At 40.8% G+C, this 16,149-nt stretch carries 14 protein-coding genes; all 14 read right to left on the reverse strand.

What is annotated here, in order from left to right:
- Positions 1-11 precede the first annotated feature (11 nt).
- On the reverse strand, positions 12-299 hold the full coding sequence (rplW, locus tag BM291_RS02695) for a 50S ribosomal protein L23 (RefSeq protein WP_092894635.1): 288 nt from the start codon (positions 297-299) through the stop codon (positions 12-14).
- Positions 300-303: 4 nt separating this feature from the next.
- Positions 304-933, reverse strand: coding sequence for a 50S ribosomal protein L4 (rplD, locus tag BM291_RS02700; RefSeq protein ID WP_092894636.1), 630 nt, complete (start codon positions 931-933; stop codon positions 304-306).
- A gap of 3 nt (positions 934-936) precedes the next feature.
- Positions 937-1,569 (reverse strand): 50S ribosomal protein L3, encoded by a 633-nt coding sequence (gene rplC, locus BM291_RS02705; RefSeq protein ID WP_092894637.1) that lies wholly within the window; start codon positions 1,567-1,569, stop codon positions 937-939.
- A 239-nt stretch (positions 1,570-1,808) separates the two neighbouring features.
- The gene (rpsJ, locus tag BM291_RS02710; RefSeq protein WP_008203035.1) at positions 1,809-2,114 is read right to left on the reverse strand and encodes a 30S ribosomal protein S10; all 306 of its coding nucleotides are present in this window, start codon (positions 2,112-2,114) and stop codon (positions 1,809-1,811) included.
- A gap of 12 nt (positions 2,115-2,126) precedes the next feature.
- Positions 2,127-4,250 carry an elongation factor G gene (gene fusA / locus BM291_RS02715; RefSeq protein ID WP_092894638.1) on the reverse strand — a complete coding sequence of 708 codons (2,124 nt, stop codon included), beginning with the start codon at positions 4,248-4,250 and terminating at the stop codon, positions 2,127-2,129.
- Between the two features lie 5 nt (positions 4,251-4,255).
- Positions 4,256-4,723 (reverse strand): 30S ribosomal protein S7, encoded by a 468-nt coding sequence (rpsG, locus tag BM291_RS02720; RefSeq protein ID WP_092894639.1) that lies wholly within the window; start codon positions 4,721-4,723, stop codon positions 4,256-4,258.
- A gap of 18 nt (positions 4,724-4,741) precedes the next feature.
- Entirely contained in the window at positions 4,742-5,149 is a 408-nt protein-coding gene (rpsL, locus tag BM291_RS02725; protein WP_092894640.1) for a 30S ribosomal protein S12, read from the reverse strand.
- Positions 5,150-5,247: 98 nt separating this feature from the next.
- Positions 5,248-5,571, reverse strand: coding sequence for a DUF3467 domain-containing protein (locus tag BM291_RS02730; RefSeq protein ID WP_091692123.1), 324 nt, complete (start codon positions 5,569-5,571; stop codon positions 5,248-5,250).
- A gap of 63 nt (positions 5,572-5,634) precedes the next feature.
- Complete coding sequence (gene rpoC / locus BM291_RS02735; protein WP_092894641.1) at positions 5,635-9,945, reverse strand: DNA-directed RNA polymerase subunit beta'; 4,311 nt, start codon at positions 9,943-9,945, stop codon at positions 5,635-5,637.
- A gap of 48 nt (positions 9,946-9,993) precedes the next feature.
- The gene (gene rpoB / locus BM291_RS02740; protein ID WP_092894642.1) at positions 9,994-13,869 is read right to left on the reverse strand and encodes a DNA-directed RNA polymerase subunit beta; all 3,876 of its coding nucleotides are present in this window, start codon (positions 13,867-13,869) and stop codon (positions 9,994-9,996) included.
- A gap of 156 nt (positions 13,870-14,025) precedes the next feature.
- A complete protein-coding gene (rplL, locus tag BM291_RS02745) occupies positions 14,026-14,406 on the reverse strand; it encodes a 50S ribosomal protein L7/L12 (RefSeq protein WP_092894643.1) in 381 nt (126 codons plus the stop codon).
- Positions 14,407-14,448: 42 nt separating this feature from the next.
- Positions 14,449-14,991: a 50S ribosomal protein L10 gene (gene rplJ / locus BM291_RS02750; RefSeq protein WP_092894644.1), complete on the reverse strand. Its 543-nt coding sequence runs from the start codon at positions 14,989-14,991 to the stop codon at positions 14,449-14,451.
- Positions 14,992-14,993: 2 nt separating this feature from the next.
- Positions 14,994-15,692: a 50S ribosomal protein L1 gene (rplA, locus tag BM291_RS02755; protein WP_092894645.1), complete on the reverse strand. Its 699-nt coding sequence runs from the start codon at positions 15,690-15,692 to the stop codon at positions 14,994-14,996.
- Positions 15,693-15,702: 10 nt separating this feature from the next.
- Positions 15,703-16,146, reverse strand: a complete 444-nt coding sequence (gene rplK / locus BM291_RS02760) for a 50S ribosomal protein L11 (RefSeq protein ID WP_092894646.1) — start codon at positions 16,144-16,146, stop codon at positions 15,703-15,705.
- Positions 16,147-16,149: the final 3 nt, after the last annotated feature.

Consider the following 16,149-nt stretch of genomic DNA (forward strand, 5'->3'; position numbering starts at 1 on the left):
TATAGATTCAATTAAATTTCTCCGTAAAAATCAATCACTTCACCATCTGCTACTTGCACGATTGCTTTCTTAAAAGCGTTGGTAAAGCCTGAAACCACTTTAGCTTTGGTGTATCTAGATTTATGCTTTCCAGCATATCTGATGGTTCTGATAGAAACCACTTTCACACCAAACGTTTTCTCTACAGCGTGTTTGATTTCTGGTTTCTTCGCAGTTTTTTCCACGATGAATCCATAAACGCCTCTTTCGTTCATGGCAGAAATCTTTTCTGTAATTAAAGGCTGCTTTAGAATATCCATTGTCTTATTTCGATAAAATGGTTTCCAACTTACTGATAGAACCTTCACAGATCACCAAGTGATCAGCGTTAAGGACTTGGTAAGTATTTACATCATTTACAGTCACAACTTTTGCTTTTGGCAAGTTTCTGCTGGCTAAGAATACGTTAGTATTTTCCTCAGGAAGTACTAGCAACGTCTTCTTATCTCCAAGAGATAAACCGTTAAGCAATGCCATGTAGCTCTTAGTCTTTGGTGCATCTAAAGTGATGCTTTCCAATACTGACAAGCTGTTCTCTTTCACTTTATAAGCAAGTGCAGATTTTCTGGCTAGTTGTTTTACCTTTTTATTCAATTTGAAAGAATAGTCTCTTGGCTGTGGGCCAAATACTCTACCTCCTCCTCGGAATAGTGGCGACTTGATAGATCCAGCACGTGCACTACCAGTGCCCTTTTGCTTCTTGATCTTACGAGTAGAACCAGCTATCTCATTTCTCTCTTTAGACTTGTGCGTACCTTGTCTTTGGTTAGCCAAGTACTGCTTTACATCAAGGTAAATCGCGTGATCGTTTGGAACGATTGCGAAGATCTCATCAGACAAGCTGATTTTTCTACCTGTGTCTTCTCCTTTTTGATTAATTACTGCTAATTCCATGGCTTACTTCTCTAGAATAACGAAAGAATTTTTAGGACCAGGTACAGAACCAGAAACCAATAATAGGTTTTTGTCAGCATAGATCTTCAACACTTTAAGGTTGACTACCTTTACTCTGTCTCCACCCATTCTACCAGCCATTCTCATTCCTTTGAATACTCTGGATGGCCACGAACACGCACCAATTGAACCTGGGTGTCTACCTCTGTTGTGCTGACCGTGAGTTTGTCCACCCACACCAGCAAAACCATGACGTTTTACTACACCCTGGAATCCTTTACCTTTTGAAGTTCCGATAGCATCTATGAAGTCACCTTCAATAAACACTTCACCAGCCTTCACAGTAGCCCCTAGATTTACCTGGCCTTCAAACTCAACCCGGAAATCTCTGAACTCAACAACTTTGCGCTTTGGAGTTGTACCGGCCTTTTTAAAGTGACCGATTAATGGCTTAGGCGTATTTTTCTCTTTACGCTCACCATAACCCAACTGCACGGCATTGTACCCGTCTGTTTCAACGTTTTTTACTTGCGTAACTACACAAGGACCAGCTTCTATTAGCGTGCATGCGACATTACGTCCATCGGCACTGAAAATGCTAGTCATTCCTACTTTTCTACCTATTATACCAGACATCTTTTATTAAGATAATATAATACCCCACAAGCATTTATCTGCCGGGGTCTCCTTTAAAGGACTGCAAAGTTACTGAAATAAAATTCTGCAACAAATTCGAAATCCTAAATTTTCTATGTAATGTGAAATATTTCAATTGTGACTCAGGCATTTATAGCCAGATCCCCTCTCTATCTAGAATCTAGAGCAAAAAAAACCTGCTCCGAAAAGCAGGTTTTTTTTATCTTAATCCAGTTCGATCAAACTTTGATCTCTACATCAACTCCACTTGGAAGCTCGATTTTCATCAAAGCATCTACAGTTTTAGAAGAATTAGAGTAGATATCAACCAATCTTTTGTATGTACAAAGTTGGTACTGATCTCTAGCTTTTTTACTTACGTGAGGAGACTTCAATACTGTGAATTTCTCCTTTTTAGTAGGCAATGGAATTGGCCCTACTACTACTGCACCAGTGGCTTTCACTGCCTTTACAATCTTCTCTGATGACTTATCCACCAGGCTGTGATCGTATGATTTTAGTTTTATTCTGATTTTCTGATTCATCGCAAATATTTTTTAGTCCTTCTGACCTTTTACTGTAGCAATTACACCTTCGGCAATGTTATTAGGCACTGGCTCGTAGTGAGAGAATGTCAATGAAGCTGTCGCTCTACCAGAGGTAATCGTTCTAAGGTCAGTAATGTAACCAAACAACTCAGACAATGGTACTGCAGCTCTAACTACGCTAGACGTTCCTTTTGTATCCATTCCTCTCATCAAACCTCTTCTTCTGTTCAAGTCACCTGTGATAGGACCAGTGTATTCATCCGGAGCAACCACGTCAACAGACATGATTGGTTCTAGCAACATTGGCTTACATCTCTTAGCGGCTTCTCTGAATCCGATTCTAGCTGCCAATTCAAAAGAAAGAGCATCTGAATCGACGTCGTGGAATGAACCATGGTACAATCTTACTTTCATCGACTCGATAGGATATCCAGCCAATGGACCATTCTTCATGGACTCATTAAAACCTTTCTGAATAGAAGGGATAAATTCCTTAGGAATCACACCACCTACGATACCATTTACGAAGTCAAGTCCTGGTTTGATCTCACCAGTTTCAGGATCAGGATCCTTAGGTCCAAGTTCGAATGAGATATCCGCAAATTTACCTTTACCACCTGTTTGCTTCTTGTAAACCTCTTTGTGTTCGATAGAACCAAATAAAGCCTCTTTGTAAGCAACTTGAGGAGCACCTTGGTTGATTTCAACCTTGAACTCTCTCTTCATTCTATCAATGATGATGTCTAGGTGAAGTTCACCCATACCTCTCAAGATAGTCTGACCAGTTTCGTGATCTGTATTTACAACAAGCGTAGGATCTTCTTCTACTAGTTTGGCGATAGCCATACCTAGTTTATCAACATCAGCTTGAGTTTTAGGCTCGATAGCGTACCCAATAACTGGCTCAGGGAATACCATTGATTCCAATACTACCTTACGGCTTTCGTCGCAAAGTGTATCTCCAGTTTTGATATCTTTAAAGCCTACCACTGCACCAATATCACCTGCTCTTAGCGCATCGATTTGGTTTTGCTTGTTAGCATGCATTTGGAAAACTCTAGAGATACGCTCCTTATTTCCAGAACGGCTATTGAATATATAAGAACCAGAATTCAAAATTCCAGAATATGCTCTTACAAAGCAAAGACGACCTACAAATGGATCAGTAGCAATTTTGAAGGCAAGGCCAGCAAAAGGCTCCGTTTCATCAGGAGAGATTCTCACATCTACTTCCTCATCGTCTATATCATGAGCAATGATATCGTCCTTATCCATTGGAGAAGGAAGCAATTCCATTACTAGATCAAGCATAGTCTGAACTCCTTTGTTCTTGAATGAAGATCCACATACCATAGGTACAATCTTCATATCAATCGTAGCTTTTCTCAAAGCTGCAAGAATCTCTTCAGCAGTAATTGAATCAGCATCTTCGAAGAATTTCTCCATTAATGTCTCATCATAATCAGCTACTGCTTCTAGCAAGTATTCTCTATATTCCGCCACTTCTTCAAGCATATCTTCTGGAATAGGAATTTCAGAGAAAGTCATCCCGAAATCATCCTCATTCCATACGATGGCTCTGTTGTTGATCAAATCAACTACACCGCGGAATTTATCTTCTGCACCGATTGGGAGTTGCAAAGGAACAGCATAGCTGCCTAGCATTTCTTTTACCTGCTTACATACTTCTAGGAAGTTTGCACCAGCACGGTCCATTTTATTTACGAAGCCAATACGAGCAACTTTGTAGTTATCCGCAAGTCTCCAGTTCGTCTCAGACTGAGGCTCTACCCCATCTACAGCACTGAACAAAAACACCAATCCATCGAGAACACGAAGTGATCTGTTTACCTCTACAGTAAAATCAACGTGACCGGGAGTATCGATGATGTTGATCTGGTATTTCTTCTCTCTGTAATTCCAAAAAACGGTAGTTGCAGCAGAAGTAATTGTAATCCCTCTCTCCTGCTCCTGAGCCATCCAGTCCATGGTAGCTGCACCGTCGTGAACCTCACCAATTTTGTGAGATACGCCTGAGTAAAAAAGTATTCTTTCTGTAGTCGTAGTCTTACCCGCATCAATATGCGCGGCGATACCAATATTTCTAGTAAGTGTTAAATCTCTTTTAGCCATATTGATTAAAATCTAAAGTGTGAGAATGCTTTGTTGGCCTCTGCCATTCTGTGCGTATCATCTTTCTTCTTCACTCCGGCACCTTCGCCTTTGGAAGCAGCGATAATTTCGCCAGCAAGTCTGTCCATCATTGTCTTCTCACCTCTTCTTCTGGCGTAGCTGATCATCCATTTAATTCCTAAGGCAATCTTTCTGTCAGGTCTGACTTCCATTGGAACCTGGAATGTAGCACCACCAACTCTACGACTCTTCACCTCAACGGATGGAGAAATATTGGCTAGCGCTTTTTTCCAAATCTCAAGACCATTCTCACCTACTTTGGATTCTACCTTTTCTACTGCGTCGTAGAAAATTCTGTAAGCAATACTCTTCTTCCCATCGACCATTAGATTGTTCACAAACCTAGTTACTAGGGTGTCATTGAACTTTGGATCAGGAAGAATATATCTCTTCTTTGGTTTCGCTTTTCTCATTTTTTCTAAATGTTTTTATTATTTTTTCTTTGCCGGAGCTGCGGCACCTTTGCCTGCTTTCGGTCTTTTAGCACCATACTTAGAGCGACCTTGCTTACGGTCTTTAACTCCTGCGGTATCTAGTGCACCACGGATGATGTGATATCTCACACCTGGTAGATCTTTCACACGACCACCTCTGATCAAGACGATCGAGTGCTCTTGTAGATTGTGACCTTCTCCAGGAATGTAAGCATTCACTTCTTTTCCGTTTGTCAATCTCACCCTCGCCACTTTTCTCATTGCAGAGTTTGGCTTCTTAGGGGTTGTAGTGTATACTCTGGTACAAACTCCTCTTCGCTGTGGACATGCGTCCAGAGCTCTTGATTTAGATTTGGTCTCCAGTGTAGTTCTACCTTTTCGTACTAACTGTTGAATAGTAGGCATTAACTGATAAAATTTAGTTTTCCCGTAAACTGTTAAATTTTGGACTGCAAAGGTAACCAAAGTAATAAGAGTAACAAAGCTAAGCAGTTATATTTTTGCTAGGCTTCTCCTGGTGTCCCGAAACTAATCGGAAACTGAGGGGCTCCTCCTGATTGGTTGATTTTGCCGAATGCTGCTTCATACTTCTCAATATTGTCTTTCAAGGCTGAAAGCAAACGCTTCGCATGGTCCGGAGTCACGATAATCCGTGACTTTACTTTTGCTTTTGGCACCCCTGGCATCAAACGAATGAAATCGATCACAAACTCTGAGTTAGAATGTGCGATCATTGCCAAGTTGGAGTAAACACCTTCAGCCACTTCCTCCGAAAGCTCAACATTAATCTGTTGATCTCCTTTTTTTTGTCCGTTGTCGTCTTGCATAGTTGATACAGATTAAAAAAGGCCTGTCGCGAAACAGGCCTTTTAAATTAATATACTAGAATATTACAGGATAGCTTCGCTAGATCTCTTCGCGTTACGCTCCATGTTTTCAGAAAGTTTGTCATACTCATCCTGAGATCCAACGATCATTGGTTGCAATCTTCTCTGACCGGTACCGGCAGGAATCAAGTGACCAACAATAACGTTTTCTTTCAGACCTTTCAATTCATCTCGCTTACCTCTAATGGCCGCTTCAGAAAGCACCTTAGTAGTCTCCTGGAAGGACGCAGCAGAGATAAATGATTCAGTACCCAAAGATGCTGCAGTGATACCTTGTAGGGTAGGCTTAGAGACCGCAGTCTCAGCATCACGAACTTGCACCAACTTAAGATCTTTACGTTTCAAACTGGAATTCTCATCTCTCAACCTTCTTGCTGAAAGTATCATTCCTGGCTTTAAAGTAGAAGAATCGCCTGCATCCATGACCACTTTACGGTCAAGAATATTATCATTCTCTTCTCTGAAAGCCCACTTATCAACTACTTGGTTCTGAAGGAATCCAGTATCACCAGCATCAAGGATCTCTACTTTCTGCATCATCTGAGATACGATTACCTCGATGTGCTTATCGTTGATTTTTACACCTTGAAGCCTATATACTTCTTGGATTTCATTTACCAAATACTCTTGAACAGCGGTTGGGCCTTTAATTGACAAGATATCATTAGGAGTGATGGCCCCATCAGAAAGTGGTTCCCCAGCTCTGATAAAGTCATTTTCCTGAACAAGAATGTGCTTAGACAAGGATACCATATACTTCTTGATCACACCATCTTTGGATTCGATGATGATTTCTCTGTTACCTCTCTTGATACCACCGTAAGTTACTACGCCATCGATTTCAGAAACTACAGCCGGATTGGAAGGATTTCTTGCCTCAAATAGTTCGGTAACTCTTGGAAGACCACCGGTAATATCTCTTGTCTTACCTACAGATCTTGGGATCTTCACCAAAATCTGACCAGATCTTACTTTATCACCAGCTTCAATTGCCAAGTGAGCTCCTACTGGAATGTTATATCCTTTGGACTCATCACCATAGTTTACAATAATAGCAGGGTTCCTAGTTCTATCTTTTGTATCAATGATTACTTTCTCACGGAAACCAGTCTGATCATCGGACACTTCCTTATAAGTAACACCTTCTACAATTGCTTCAAATTCAATTTTACCGTCGAATTCAGAAAGAATTACTGCGTTATATGGATCCCACTTACATAGAGTCTGACCCTTTGTAACTTTTTCTCCATCCTTCACATTTATAATCGAACCATAAGGAGCATGGTTAGACACAAAGGTCTTACCTGTCTTAGGATCATTAATCTTGATTTCACCAGATCTACCCATAACAACAGTGATATGCTCACCATCTTTGTTAGTAGTCTCGATCAATCTTAATTCGTCATCAAATTCAACTACACCATCGAACTTAGCGATCACACTGGCCTCTACAGCCATGTTGGATGCTGTACCACCTACGTGGAACGTTCTTAGTGTAAGCTGAGTACCTGGCTCACCAATAGACTGTGCAGCAATAACTCCTACAGATTCACCTTCCTGTACCATGTGGCCAGTTGTAAGGTTTCTACCGTAACATTTACCACAAACACCTCTACGAGTTTCACAAGTCAATACAGATCTGATCTCAACTTCGTCAATTCCAGATTCATCGATCAACTTAGCAACCTCATCATTTATCTCAAGGCCTGATTCAACGATCAACTCATCTGTAAGTGGATGGAATATATCATGAACAGATACACGTCCAAGCACTCTTTCAGAAAGAGGTTCTACGATCTCGTCATTGTCTTTCAACGGCTGAACCATCAATCCTCTCAAGCTACCACAATCGTCTTCAGTGATAATCATATCCTGAGCCACATCTACTAAACGTCTGGTTAGGTAACCAGCATCAGCAGTTTTCAATGCAGTATCGGCAAGACCTTTACGTGCACCGTGTGTAGAGATAAAGTACTCTAATACATCTAGGCCCTCTTTAAAGTTAGAAAGGATTGGGTTTTCAATGATTTCACCCACAGAACCTTGAAGGTTTTTCTGTGGCTTAGCCATCAAACCTCTCATACCACCCAACTGACGAATTTGTTCTCTAGAACCACGGGCTCCTGAGTGCATCATCATGTAGATTGCATTGAATCCTTGCTTATCCTCTTCCATCTGCTTCATAAGATTATTAGTCAAATGAGAGTTGGTACGAGTCCAGATATCAATTACTTGGTTGTAACGCTCGTTGTCTGTGATCAGACCCATTCTATAGTTATTCCAAACCTCGTCTACCTCACCTTTGGCTTTGGCAATCATTGGTTCTTTTTCCTCTGGAATAATTACATCATTAAGTCCCATGGACAAACCGCCTTTGTAGGCCATTTGGAATCCTAGGTTTTTGATATCATCCAAGAATTGAGCTGTACGAGCCATTCCACAAACTTTAACCACCTTAGCAATAATCTGCTGAAGTTTTTTCTTGGTCAAAAGCTCATTTACATAACCTACTTCTTTTGGTACAAACTGGTTGAATATCAAACGACCGGCTACAGTCTCAATGATCTCATCCTTGTAACCTCCATCTTCAGTTCTTAGCTGTACTTTACACTTGATATTCGCGTGCTTGGAGATTTGCTCTTCATTCATTGCGATGATCACCTCTTCTACGCTGTAGAAAGTCATTCCTTCACCAGCAACGATCTCTTCTGGAGTAGATCTCTTGCCTTTGGTCACATAGTATAGACCCAACACCATATCCTGAGAAGGAACAGTAATTGGAGCACCATTAGCCGGGTTAAGAATGTTGTGAGAAGAAAGCATCAAAGTAGAAGCTTCCAAAATTGCCTCATGACCAAGAGGAACGTGAACTGCCATCTGATCACCGTCAAAATCGGCGTTAAAGGCAGTACATACCAATGGGTGAAGCTGGATAGCTTTTCCTTCTATCAATTTTGGCTGGAAAGCCTGGATACCTAATCTGTGAAGAGTAGGAGCACGGTTAAGGAGCACCGGGTGTCCTTTAAGTACATTTTCCAAAATATCCCAAACCACTGGATCTTTACGATCCACAATTTTCTTAGCAGACTTAACAGTCTTAACAATACCTCTTTCTATCAGTTTTCTAATGATAAAAGGTTTGAAAAGCTCAGCCGCCATATTTTTAGGAAGACCACACTCGTGAAGCTTCAACTCAGGACCTACTACAATCACAGAACGACCGGAGTAATCCACACGCTTACCGAGTAAGTTTTGACGGAATCGACCTTGCTTACCTTTCAACATATCGGAAAGGGACTTCAAAGCACGGTTTCCATCGGATCTTACCGCATTTACTTTTCTAGAGTTATCGAATAGAGAATCGACAGCTTCCTGAAGCATTCTCTTTTCATTTCTCAAAATTACCTCTGGAGCTTTGATATCTATCAATCTCTTCAGACGGTTGTTTCTGATAATTACTCTTCTATAAAGGTCATTCAAATCGGAAGTAGCGAAACGACCACCATCCAAAGGAACTAATGGACGCAATTCCGGTGGAATCACTGGAACCATACGAACTACCATCCACTCAGGGCGGTTTTCGATTCTAGTTCTAGCATCACGGAATGCTTCTACTACTTTCAGTCTTTTCAGTGCTTCTGCTTTTCTCTGCTGAGAAGTATCAGTAGCAGCTTGGTGACGAAGTGCGTAAGAAAGATCATCCAAATCAATTCTTGCCAATAACATTTCCAAAGCTTCAGCACCCATTTTGGCGATGAATTTATTTGGATCTGCATCGTCAAGCATGTGGTTTTCCTTAGGAAGCTTGTCCATGATATCCAGGTATTCATCTTCAGTCAAGAAGTCCAAATACTGAACACCCTCTTCTGCTTTGATACCTGCTTGAACTACCGCATATCGCTCGTAATAGACAATCTGATCAAGCTTCTTAGTTGGAAGACCAAGAAGGTAACCGATTTTATTAGGAAGAGATTTGAAATACCAAATGTGAGCAACTGGTACAACCAGTTCGATGTGCCCCATTCTCTCTCTTCTTACTTTCTTCTCTGTAACCTCTACACCGCAGCGATCACAGATAATACCTTTATACCTGATGCGCTTGTACTTGCCACAATGACATTCCCAGTCTTTGACCGGACCAAAGATTCTCTCACAGAACAAACCACCCATTTCAGGCTTGTAAGTTCTATAATTGATCGTCTCTGGCTGGGTCACCTCACCGTTTGAGCTATCCAGAATAGATTCTGGGGAAGCCAAACTAATGGTGACTCTGGAAAAATCATTGTTAAGTTTTTTATTTTTTCTGAACGCCATAGTTTTTTGAAAGATATGTAAAGGGCTCTTGCGAGCCCATTCGCTTTATTAATCTAGGGTAATTTCAAGAGCCAAACCTCTCAACTCATGAACCAATACGTTGAATGATTCAGGAATATTAGGTTTAGGAAGGTTTTCACCCTTCACAATTGCTTCATAAGCTTTTGCTCTACCGATTACGTCATCAGACTTCACTGTCAGGATCTCCTGAAGTACGTGTGATGCACCGAATGCTTCCAGTGCCCAAACTTCCATCTCTCCGAAACGCTGACCACCAAACTGAGCTTTACCACCCAAAGGCTGCTGCGTAATCAATGAGTATGGTCCGATTGAACGGGCGTGCATCTTATCATCAACCAAGTGACCAAGTTTCAGCATGTATGCAATACCTACTGTAATTGGCTGATCGAATTTAACACCTGAAAGACCATCGTATAGGTAAGTACGACCGTAAGCTGGTAAGCCTGCTAATTCCAATTCGTGAGCTACTTCTTCCATAGAAGCACCATCAAAAATTGGTGTAGCGTATTTCTTATCCAGTACCTGTCCAGCCCAAGCCAATACAGTTTCAAAGATCTGTCCGATGTTCATACGAGAAGGTACACCTAGTGGATTCAATACAATATCCATTGGAGTTCCATCCTCAAGGAACGGCATGTCCTCGTCTCTTACGATTCTTGCTACGATACCTTTGTTACCGTGACGACCCGCCATCTTATCACCTACTTTAAGCTTACGCTTCTTAGCGATATATACTTTAGCAAGTTGAACGATACCAGCAGGAAGTTCATCTCCTACTTCAAGAGTAAATCTCTCTCTCTTGAAAGTACCAGCGATCTCATTTCTTGAGTTAATAAAGTTTTTCACCAAGTGAACAATTAGCCCATTAATATGTGCATCATTTGTCCAGTCGTCAAGAACGATATCAGAAATAAGGTTAGCTTCTTCAGGGACATTGTAGTTACTCTCATCTCTGTAAGGATTCTTAGCAGGGAAAAGGTTATTTTCAATGTTCTTCAAGTTGAACTTCTGACCTTTAGTGATGATCTCATCACCAAATTTATGTTTAACACCCTGAGAAGTTTTGCCTTCTAGGATAGTAACCATTTTGTTGATCATTCGTGCTCTTAGTCCCAAAAGGTCTTTAGAGTATCTACCCTTCAGTTTTTCAACATCCGCTTTAGATTTCGCTCTAATATCTTTATCCTTTTTAGGTCTTGCGAATAGCTTAGTCTCGATTACCACACCATTCAAGGAAGGTGAAGCTTTCAAGGAAGCATCTTTCACGTCACCAGCTTTATCACCGAAGATTGCTCTAAGCAATTTCTCTTCAGGAGTAGGATCAGTTTCTCCTTTCGGAGTGATCTTACCGATGATGATATCACCTTCTTTTACTTCAGCTCCAATCGCGATGATACCATGCTCATCAAGATTTTTGACTGCTTCTTCAGAGACGTTAGGGATTTCAGAAGTCAATTCTTCTTCACCTCTCTTCGTATCACGAACTTCCAACTGGAATTCTTCTACGTGAATAGATGTAAAGACGTCTTCTCTTACCACTCGTTCAGAGATTACGATAGCATCCTCAAAGTTGTACCCTTGCCAAGGCATGTATGCCACTTTCAAGTTTTTACCTAGAGCTAGCTCACCGTTATTAGTAGAATAACCTTCTACCAAAACCTGACCTTTTTTAACCTTTTGGCCTTTCAGCACCAAAGGAGTAAGGTTGATCGTTGTATCCTGGTTAGTTCTTCTGAATTTGATCAAATCATAAGACTTGTATTCATCTGTGAAATTAACTAGTAACTCATCATCAGTCAGATCGTACTTAATGGTGATTTTCTTAGCATCCACATAATCTACTACACCATTTGCTTCCGCAATGATCAGAGATCTAGAATCTACAGCAGCTTTTGCTTCAAGGCCAGTACCTACAATAGGTGCTTCGGCTTTCAACAAAGGAACTGCTTGGCGCTGCATGTTGGATCCCATCAATGCACGGTTGGCATCATCATGCTCCAAGAAAGGAATCAAAGATGCTGCAACTGATACAATTTGATTAGGAGCAACGTCCATATAAGTGATTTCAGAAGGTTCCAATACAGGGAAATCTCCTTCAAATCTCGCTTTTACTTTTTCGTTGATAAATTTACCATTTTCATCCAAAGGCGCATTTGCCTGTGCAATGTTATGGTCATCTTCTTCTTCAGCTGTAAGGAATAAAACATCCTCTGCTTTCATACTTGCTTTTCCGTCCTTCACCTTACGGTATGGGGTTTCAAGGAAGCCCATTGAATTCACTTTGGCGTGAACACAAAGAGAAGAAATCAAACCAATGTTTGGACCTTCTGGAGTTTCAATAGTACACAAACGACCGTAGTGCGTGTAGTGAACATCTCGAACCTCAAATCCTGCTCTTTCTCTAGATAAACCCCCTGGACCCAAAGCTGAAAGTCTTCTCTTGTGAGTTAACTCCGCCAATGGATTGGTTTGATCCATAAATTGAGAAAGCTGGTTTGTTCCGAAGAAGGAATTGATCACAGAAGAAAGCGTACGCGCATTGATCAAATCGACTGGTTTAAAGTCTTCATTGTCACGAACGTTCATTCTCTCACGGATAGTTCTAGACATTCTAGCCAAACCTACACCGAATTGGCTGTAAAGCTGCTCGCCAACAGTTCTTACTCGTCTATTGCTCAAGTGATCAATATCATCGACAACAGCCTTAGAGTTAATAAGTCCAATCAAGTACTTAACGATATTGATAATATCTTCCTTAGTAAGGACGATTTTAGCAGAATCGATGTCTAGACCTAGTTTTTTGTTGATTCTATAACGACCAACTTCTCCTAGATCATAACGCTTGTCAGAAAAGAATAAACTGTGAATAACCTCACGAGCTGTTGACTCATCAGGTGCTTCAGTGTTTCTCAACTGACGGTAGATAACTTCTACGGCCTCTTTTTCAGAGTTAGAGTTATCTTTTTGTAATGTATTATAAATGATAGAGTAATCAGCCACGTTCACATCTTCTCTATGGAGAATGATGCTTTTCGAGCCTGAATCCAAGATCATATCAATGTCTTCATCTGTAAGAATAGTATCACGTTCAAGCAATACCTCATTTCGATCGATAGAAACTACTTCACCAGTATCTTCATCTACGAAATCTTCTACCCAAGTTCTTAGAACCCTAGCAGCCAACTTACGTCCAGCTACCTTCTTCATTGCTGTCTTAGTAGCATTGACTTCTTCAGATAGACCGAATAGATCGAGAATATCTTTATCAGAGCCATAGCCAATAGATCTTAGCAAAGTCGTTACAGGGAACTTCTTTTTACGATCGATATATGCATACATGACATTATTAATATCTGTAGCAAATTCAATCCATGATCCTTTGAAAGGGATAATTCTGGCAGAGTAAAGTTTCGTACCATTTGTGTGCTTGCTTTGAGCAAAGAACACACCTGGAGAACGGTGAAGTTGGGAAACAATAACTCGTTCTGCACCATTAATTACAAATGACCCTTTCTCGGTCATATACGGAAGATTACCTAAGAATACTTCTTGCTCAATCGTTTCGAAATCTTCATTATCCTCGTCATGACAAAGTAATCTCAACTTTGCTTTCAACGGTACAGAGTAGGTCAAGCCACGGTCAATGCATTCGCTCACAGAATATTTCGGTGGATCTACTGCATAATCAATAAATTCAAGAGTGAAATTCTCTCTAGAATCACTGATTGGGAAGTTTTCTGCGAATACTTTAAATAAACCGTCTGCCCGGCGCTTTTCTGCTGGTGTATCCAGTTGGAAAAAGTCTTTAAAAGACTGCAACTGAATATCGAGAAAATCCGGATAGCTTTTGACCACCTTAATGGAGGAGAAACTTTTCCTTTCGGTTTGATTCTTGATAGCCAAGGTAGTGTATGTTTATGGTGAAATGTTGATATCGGAATAACCCTATTTCCGATTAGAATAATGCAATTTTAAACCTGTGCATAAACAGGAAAAGACCTGACTATAATAGTCAGGTCTTAGGTGTGAACCCCAACCTAATAGTTGCGGTTCAGCAAATTATTTGATCTCTACTTCAGCACCAGCTTCTTCCAAAGACTTCTTCAAGCCTTCAGCTTCGTCCTTAGCTACACCTTCTTTCAATGCTTTAGGAGCAGAGTCAACTAGTTCTTTAGCCTCTTTAAGACCAAGACCTGTCAATTCTTTTACAAGTTTAACAACTGCCAGTTTTGATCCACCAGCTGCTTTCAAGATAACGTCAAAAGTCGTTTTCTCTTCTTCAGCTGCAGCTTCACCAGCACCAGCACCACCTGCTACAACTACTGCGCCTGCAGCAGCTGGCTCGATGCCATACTGATCCTTAAGGATATCTGTCAATTCTTTAACCTCTTTTACAGTCAAGTTTACCAACTGATCTGCAAGTTGCGTAAGATCTGCCATTGTATTTGAAATTTAATATTTGTTTGAATTATTTTTTTTGAACTATTTTTCTTCTCTATCAGCAAGCGTCTTAAGCACACCAGAAATATTGTTCTGGCCACTTTGCAATGCTGAGATAAGATTCATCGCTGGAGATTGTAGCAAGCCGATTAGATCGCCTAGCAATTCCTCCTTTGACTTCAACTTGGACAACATTTCAAGGTTTTCTTCACCGATAAAGATATCTGAATCGATAGAAGCTCCTTTAAAAGCTGGCTTTGTTGCTTTTTTACCTATTTTTTTTCTGAAGTCCAGCAATACGTTTGCCGGAAGGTTACTCGTCTCTTTTGAGAAGATTATTCCAGAGAATCCTTTCAATGCATTATCTGCTAACTCGCTAAAGTCGGCATCTAAATTTTCCAGTGCCTTGCTGATCAAGGTGTTTTTGTACACTTTGTACTCTACGCCTTTTTCAAAACAAGTTCTTCTGAATGCATTCACTTGTGCAACAGAGAAACCTGAAGCGTCCGTGATATAGAAGAAAGGGTTTTCTTTAAATTTCTCAGTAAGACCGTCGATTATTACTTTCTTTTCGTCTCTAGTCATGATTAAATTCCTTGAATGCTACCCTTGTCCACTGCAATCCCAGGAGACATTGTACTGGATAAATGAATACTCTTGAAATACGTTCCCTTAGAAGATGAAGGTTTCAGTCTAGAAATGGTAAGGATAAGTTCTTTAACATTCTCTTCGATCTGCACTGCAGTGAAGGATGCTTTACCAATACCAGCGTGAATGATTCCAAATTTATCTACTTTGAAATCGATTTTACCCGCTTTTACTTCTCTTACTGCCTTAGCTACATCCAGAGTAACAGTTCCTGATTTAGGATTTGGCATAAGACCTCTTGGTCCTAATACTCTACCCAATCTACCTACTTTCGCCATTACGTTAGGCATCGTGATGATGACATCAATGTCAGTCCATCCGCCTTCGATTTTAGCTATGTATTCGTCCAAGCCTGCGTAATCTGCACCTGCTTCGGTTGCTTCTGCTACTTTGTCAGGAGTACAAAGCACCAATACTTTGATGTCTTTGCCTGTACCATGAGGAAGCGCAACAACGCCTCTTACCATTTGATCAGCCTTCCGAGGATCAACACCCAGACGGATGTCAAGATCAACAGATGCGTCAAACTTCGCCATAGTAATATCCTTCACGATAGTAGAAGCTGCCTCCAGGGAGTACACTTGGCTTGGGTCGTATTTAGAAAGAGCTTCTTTTTGCTTTTTTGTTAACTTAGCCATTGTTTTTTATTTATACTTCCCAAGGGGCTTTACCAGATACTGTGATTCCCATGCTTCTTGCTGTACCAGCCACCATTTTCATAGCAGACTCAACTTTGAAAGCATTAAGGTCAGGCATTTTCACCGCCGCTATTTCTCTAACCTGATCCCAGGTTACTGATCCTACCTTCTTACGGTTTGGTTCAGCAGATCCACTTTTAAGTTTCGCAGCCTCAAGCAACATGTTCGCTGCAGGAGGAGTTTTAACTACGAAGTCAAAAGTTTTATCTGAGTAGATCGTAATCAATACAGGTAGCACTTGACCCATTTTCTCCTGAGTACGTGCATTGTATTGCTTACAAAACTCCATTATGTTCAGACCCTTGGAACCAAGAGCTGGACCTACTGGAGGCGACGGGTTTGCCTGGCCACCTTTCACTTGTAGTTTTAAATAACCAGTGATTTCCTTAGCCATTGC

Source organism: Algoriphagus aquimarinus, assembly GCF_900112005.1.
In the GTDB taxonomy this organism is placed as follows: Bacteria; Bacteroidota; Bacteroidia; order Cytophagales; family Cyclobacteriaceae; genus Algoriphagus; species Algoriphagus aquimarinus.

Excerpts from the sequence above, each read along its gene's own strand:
- rpsJ (WP_008203035.1), bottom strand. The coding sequence starts at position 2,114 with ATGAATCAGAAAATCAGAATAAAACTAAAATCATACGATCACAGCCTG.
- rplK (WP_092894646.1), bottom strand. The coding sequence starts at position 16,146 with ATGGCTAAGGAAATCACTGGTTATTTAAAACTACAAGTGAAAGGTGGC.
- rplW (WP_092894635.1), bottom strand. The coding sequence starts at position 299 with ATGGATATTCTAAAGCAGCCTTTAATTACAGAAAAGATTTCTGCCATG.
- rplD (WP_092894636.1), bottom strand. The coding sequence starts at position 933 with ATGGAATTAGCAGTAATTAATCAAAAAGGAGAAGACACAGGTAGAAAA.
- rplJ (WP_092894644.1), bottom strand. The coding sequence starts at position 14,991 with ATGACTAGAGACGAAAAGAAAGTAATAATCGACGGTCTTACTGAGAAA.
- rpsG (WP_092894639.1), bottom strand. The coding sequence starts at position 4,723 with ATGAGAAAAGCGAAACCAAAGAAGAGATATATTCTTCCTGATCCAAAG.
- rplL (WP_092894643.1), bottom strand. The coding sequence starts at position 14,406 with ATGGCAGATCTTACGCAACTTGCAGATCAGTTGGTAAACTTGACTGTA.
- rpoC (WP_092894641.1), bottom strand. The coding sequence starts at position 9,945 with ATGGCGTTCAGAAAAAATAAAAAACTTAACAATGATTTTTCCAGAGTC.
- rplA (WP_092894645.1), bottom strand. The coding sequence starts at position 15,692 with ATGGCTAAGTTAACAAAAAAGCAAAAAGAAGCTCTTTCTAAATACGAC.
- rpsL (WP_092894640.1), bottom strand. The coding sequence starts at position 5,149 with ATGCCTACTATTCAACAGTTAGTACGAAAAGGTAGAACTACACTGGAG.
- BM291_RS02730 (WP_091692123.1), bottom strand. The coding sequence starts at position 5,571 with ATGCAAGACGACAACGGACAAAAAAAAGGAGATCAACAGATTAATGTT.
- fusA (WP_092894638.1), bottom strand. The coding sequence starts at position 4,250 with ATGGCTAAAAGAGATTTAACACTTACTAGAAATATTGGTATCGCCGCG.
- rplC (WP_092894637.1), bottom strand. The coding sequence starts at position 1,569 with ATGTCTGGTATAATAGGTAGAAAAGTAGGAATGACTAGCATTTTCAGT.